The 5,168-nt window shown below is 59.5% G+C and carries 3 protein-coding genes and 5 pseudogenes; 4 read left to right on the plus strand and 4 right to left on the minus strand.

Features of this window, described 5'->3' with window-relative positions; all coding sequences use genetic code 11:
- Positions 1–387: 387 nt before the first annotated feature.
- Positions 388–669: pseudogene (locus JQK88_RS35105) on the minus strand (transposase); the annotation flags it as partial.
- Positions 670–830: 161 nt separating this feature from the next.
- On the opposite strand from JQK88_RS35105, the gene JQK88_RS35110 reads away from it, so the two are divergent.
- The gene (locus JQK88_RS35110) at positions 831–1,079 is read left to right on the plus strand and encodes a DDE-type integrase/transposase/recombinase (protein WP_376740496.1); all 249 of its coding nucleotides are present in this window, start codon (positions 831–833) and stop codon (positions 1,077–1,079) included.
- Between the two features lie 174 nt (positions 1,080–1,253).
- Positions 1,254–1,723, plus strand: a pseudogene (locus JQK88_RS35115) (IS110 family transposase); the annotation flags it as partial.
- A 1-nt stretch (position 1,724) separates the two neighbouring features.
- Here JQK88_RS35115 and JQK88_RS37880 read toward each other — a convergent pair.
- A pseudogene (locus JQK88_RS37880) lies at positions 1,725–1,887 on the minus strand (ATP-binding protein); the annotation flags it as partial.
- Between JQK88_RS37880 and JQK88_RS35120 the strand changes: the two are divergent.
- Positions 1,887–2,698 (plus strand): annotated as a pseudogene (locus JQK88_RS35120) (transposase); the annotation flags it as partial. The pseudogenes JQK88_RS37880 and JQK88_RS35120 sit on opposite strands and share 1 nt — an antisense overlap.
- Before the next feature lie 351 nt (positions 2,699–3,049).
- Here the strand turns inward: JQK88_RS35120 and JQK88_RS35125 are convergent.
- A pseudogene (locus JQK88_RS35125) lies at positions 3,050–3,616 on the minus strand (ATP-binding protein); the annotation flags it as partial.
- A gap of 25 nt (positions 3,617–3,641) precedes the next feature.
- Positions 3,642–4,898, minus strand: a complete 1,257-nt coding sequence (gene istA / locus JQK88_RS35130; protein ID WP_203281147.1) for an IS21 family transposase — start codon at positions 4,896–4,898, stop codon at positions 3,642–3,644.
- A gap of 144 nt (positions 4,899–5,042) precedes the next feature.
- Here istA and JQK88_RS37095 point away from each other — a divergent pair.
- Positions 5,043–5,168: ABC transporter permease subunit (locus JQK88_RS37095; RefSeq protein ID WP_376740497.1), on the plus strand; the 126-nt coding region annotated here is incomplete at its 3' end.

Genomic DNA, 5,168 nt, shown 5'->3' on the forward strand with positions numbered 1-5,168 from the left:
ACCCGCGACCGAAGATCTCCGCTCAATGCTCTTCCCATTGTCCACCTCCATCGAGGTGGATGTTGAATCAGCACAAAACGCAGCCGTCACATCACAATCGATTCATCGATCACAGGACGTGCTCTAGACCATTCGCCCCTTTCTCGTATAACGCAAATAACCGGAAGGATTGGAAGCGCTCGTGAGTTTCGCTCTGTCATCGCCGGGATCATGGTCCTTTCCGAGGTCGAATGCCTCATGATGATGTTCGGGTCGGGCGCCTCAACGTGTGCAACGAAGTTCGAAGTCGACGTCAGCCGATTCAACGAGGTCACCACAACCGCGGTCCTGGCGGGGACATCACAGGTTCCGGAAACGGGCCTGCGATTGGGATCGAGTGCGGATCTGTCACGCCATCTTTTCTCCGCCCCACTCAAAGCTGGTGCCGTCAGCCCAGAGGCAGTGGAGCAGAACCGCGATCTTGCGAGCAGCCGCCACTTTCGCCTTTTTCATACCTATCCGCGTTGACAGACGAAGGCCCCACGCCTTCAACGAAGACCGCTTCTTCGTTCGATGCATGAGTACGCTTGCCGCCTCGTAGAGATAGGTGCGCAAGAGGCGATCTCCCCAATGAGATACGCGGCCGTTGATATCTGTTTCCCCAGATTGTTTTCGCCGCGGTGTCAGACCATGGTACGGCATTGAGCTTACCGGTGAGAGCCCGAGAAAAGCCAAGCGCGCTGATCTCGATCAGCCCGCCACTTGACCTGCAGCTCATCCCGAAACATCATCCTCCAGACCCATGAGAAATGACGCAAAGGGTGGCCGGCTTCATCCGGCTTCAAATCGGAATGCATGGCCGACTTCGTCGGAATCCGCAGTCAGACCTACACATGCCTGATAATAACAGGATCGAGCAGGACCACCGGCGGATCAAGCGGCGTGGGCGGCCGATGCTCGGATTCAAATCTCCCGCCACCGCCAGCATCATCCTCGACGGCATCGAAATGGTCCACGTGATGCGCAAGCGACAGGCGAGGTTTGCCTTCAATCCTAATCCGTCAGTGGCCGAGCCGTTCGACATCCTCGCCGCCGCCTAAGTACGGCCGCCATCTCATCCTGCTTCGGCCCAACGAAAATTTGCAATTTGCAACAGATGGGATATTCGGCTTGAGCCCATTCCTGGAAACCGGGTCTGAGGTCCTGCGCTTCGAGCTGATGATAGAACGTGATCTGTTTGGAACAGCCACAAGCATCAGGAAAGGAAGCGCAGCATGATATGCCGATTGGACGTTTCGGTAGAAGAGACCTCGATATGCATCGTGGATGAAACGGGTGCGATCTGCGGTGAGATGAAAGTCCCCAGCCACCAGGAAGACCTCGTTCAAACCTTGAAGAATCCTGCGTGGCAATTCGTTCGGATCGGACTTGAAGCCGGGCCGTTGTCGCAATGGTTGTTCAGCGGATTGGCGGAGGCGGGCTTGCCGGCGACTTGCATCGAGACCCGACATGCGAAGGCATTCCTGAAAGCGCAGGTCAACAAGACCGATCGTAACGATGCGCGCGGCATCGCGCAGATGATGCGGGTCAACCTGTTCAGGCCCGTGCATGTGAAGACGCTGAGGAGCCAAAAGCGGCGGATGCTGCTGACGGACTGCAAGTTGCTGAAGAAGAAAGCCATAGCCATCGAGAATGACATTCGCGGATTGCTGCGCACCTTCGGCTCAAGGTCGGCATCGTTGGAAAGCAAGCCAACTTTTGCCGACGCCGCAGGGGCCCGTATTTAGTAGATTGTGCCTGGCACGGATCAGTCGCCGGTGGCGAGCTTGAGGAAGAGCGATCCAGGCCGCGCACGGCACGGTAATCGACATCCTCGACGGTGGCGGTGTGCCATGCCGGCGCCGCCCGCCAAAACGGCGCTGGTGAGCGCCGACGCGCTGATGCAGTTGTCGGCCTACCTTCACGGGATCGACAAGGATGCAGCATGGTGCGTGTACCGACACCAGATGAGGAAAATGCCAAGCGCATTCAACGCGAGCGCGAGCATCTGGTGCATGAGAAGTTACGCATCGAGAAGGCATTGCTGTTCACGCAGGGAATCCACAAAAGGCCGTCTCTGCGCTCATGGGAGCGCGATCTTGCTGCTGTTAGGACCGGCGACGGCCGAGAGCTGGCGCACCATCTTCGGGCCGAGCTGGATCGCCTACGTTCGACGGCTCGTCATGACCTTGGAGTTTATCCGGAGGTCGAAGCTGAGCGAGACGAGGCGGCGAATGTCGATCCGGCGGATGAGACCTGCAGGAAGATCGCAAGCCCATGTCTCATCCGGGGCGTTGGCGCGAACTTCGCGGCCGTTCTAATGCGCGAGGTATTCTACCGCTCGTTCGACAACCGGAGGCAACTTGCCAGCTATGTCGGCATCACGCCGATGCCTTACCAAAGTCACGGGATGGACAGGGATCGGAACATCAGCCGGGCCGAAAACCCTCGCGCGCGAACAACGATGATCCAGTTCGCCTGGCTTTGGCTTCGCTACCAGTCAGGCAGCGAACTGGCCGCGTGGTTTCGCGATCGCGCCGGGACGCTGACGGGACGCAGGCGGCGCATCGCGATCGTGGCAATGGCCCGAAAACTACTGACCGCGCTCTGGCGCTATGTCAAAGACGGGGTAGTGCCGGCAGGCACCGACCTTCGCGGTGAAGCGCCAGCTGCGGCATAGTCGATAAGGAATTGCCGCCGACATCACTGGTCGGCTGCAACAAGAGGAGTGCGACCGTCTTCTTCTTTGGTAGCCTGTCGCTGCCGCGTTTCAGGTGCGTCTCGCCGGGCTACGCCTCGTGCAAGAGGGATTGTGGTGCGCGCGCTCATAATGGCGCGACCGTATGTAAGTGACGCGGCATTCGCGGCGGGAAAGTTAAGCTCCGGACCCAAACGATGCCGACGCAGGACCATCTTCAAGGGAGAAGCAAATGCAATAATCATGTTGACCGTCGAGCCCTCACGTAAGGACGAAGCAAAGGATCTGCGAGAAGAACGGGATTGTACGGCGGTGGGCCAGACGCGGCACGCGGTAGCGGGCGTTGACGAGCTGGAAGAACAGGTTGCCGCCGCCGGCGATGACCGGGAGATAACCGATCTCATCGACGATCAGCAGACCTGGCCTGCAGAAGAAGCGGATGCGTTCTTGCAGCCGTCCCTCGCGCTCGGCCCTGGAGAGCGCTGCAATGAGATCGGCAAGCGTACAGAAGTAGACGCTCTTGCCCGCTTTGACAGCCTCGACGCCGAGCGCCACGGCGAGATGGCTTTTGCCGGTTCCCGGCGGCCCGAGGAAATGGACGGCCTCGTGCCTTTCGACGAAACCCAGTTGCGCGAGCGTGAAGATCCGATCGCGATCGAGGGAGGGCTGGAAAGAGAAAGCGAAGCCGGCGAGCGTTTTGATGGTTGCCAGCCGACCCATCCGCAGCGCCGTCTTTATGCGACTGTTCTCGCGCAGGGTCAGTTCTTCGGAAAGGAGAATATCGATCGCTTCGAGTGCCGACAGCTCGCCCTGCTCCAGGCGGCGGACAATATGGTCGAGCGCTTCAAGGGCACGTGGCATCTTCAAGCCGACAAGGTCATGGCGAATGCGGTCGATCATCGACGGCACGGCATCGAGAGCGGCGTCATGGGCGGTTCTCCTGCGCCATGGCTCTGGCGACGGCGTCGTAGAAGGCGAGCGGCCGCTGTGTGACCCGGTCTCCGGATCCATGAAGAATGATCTCGTCATTGTTGACGCGCGATCGCGGCGGTGAGCGAAGGGTTCTGTGTCCTGGTTCGACGCGGCGCTGATGGCGACCTTCCAACACCGGATGCACAGCAATCAGCGCACCGTCTTCGAAGATTCGAACCTCATTGGCCAAGGTGTGAACTTCGACGAGCCGCCTTCTGGTGGCGTCGGGCACGCTGTAGGCGTTTCCACCAACGCTCACCATGCCCTCTCGGGATATCCTTCGCTCAAGCCGCAGAACGGATCGGAAGGGAGCCAGCGGCAAGGGACGCAGATGAAGGCGCTCCTCCGCGAAGGCCTCGACGACGACGCGCTGCGTTGTGGCGTGCACGCGCGGATTAGCAACGGCATCCAGCCATTGCCGCAGTTGGGTGTTAAGATCATCAAGGTTGCGAAACGAGCGCGCCAGGAAGAAGTCTTCACGAATATAGCGAAATGGTCGCTCGACCTTTCCCTTCGTCTTGGCGCGATATGGTTTGCAGGCCTTTGGATGAAAGCCGAAATGGCGGGCGAGATCGAGCAGAGCGCGGTTATAAACAATGCCGCCCGTTTCGCCTTCGCCGATGACGGCAGTCTTCATCCGGTCGTAAAGAATCTCGCGGGGAACGCCGCCGATCGCATCGAACGCCGCGGCGTGGCATCGCAGCAACGTCGGCAGATCCTGATGCATAGCAAAGCGCGCCCAGATGAGACGGTTATAGCCCAGCACCATAGAAAACAGCCAGACGATCCTGGGGGTTGCCGGCTCGTCGGTGAAGACGACATGGAATTGGGCGAAATCCACCTGGGCCCGTTCGCCGGGAGCTGTTTCGAACCGAACTTCAAAGCCGGGTTCTGAGGTCGGACGAACGTCTCTGAGAAAGTCCGTGACGGTAGTGTAGCCCCCGGCATACCCACGATCCTTCAGCTCTCGCAAGAGCCGCCGACCGCTAAGGCCGGGATAGGCAGCAGCCCGTTCACGCAGATAGGCGGTGAATGGATCAATTACCGTCGCCCGAGGCTTCCTTGGTCCATAGGCAGGGGCCTCAAGGCCACGCTCGATGTATTTGCGGATTGTCTTTCGATCGACGCCGGTCTGCCTGGCGATCGCTGACACCGACAGTCCCTGCCGGTGCATATCCAAGATCATGACTATCTCCCCGAGTTTGATCACCGCCATTCCCCTCTCGACCATCGAGAGCAGTATCGGTGATGACGCGCCGCCGGTCCTCCGGGGCGCCCCGGAGGACCGGCGGCAACACTAGACTGAGGAAGATTCAAACGGCACTTCTGGGGAGTATTGACCCGGTATCGACAGGTGGGTTACATCTCTCGACTGGTGCGCGCGTCCATGCTCGAAACGCTGGGTGAGAACCATATCCGGATGGCTCGCTCTTTCGGGATTTCGGAATGGCGCATTGTTTACCACTACGCTCTGCCGCTT

It is taken from the genome of Mesorhizobium caraganae (genome assembly GCF_016836705.1).
In the GTDB taxonomy this organism is placed as follows: Bacteria; Pseudomonadota; Alphaproteobacteria; order Rhizobiales; family Rhizobiaceae; genus Mesorhizobium; species Mesorhizobium caraganae.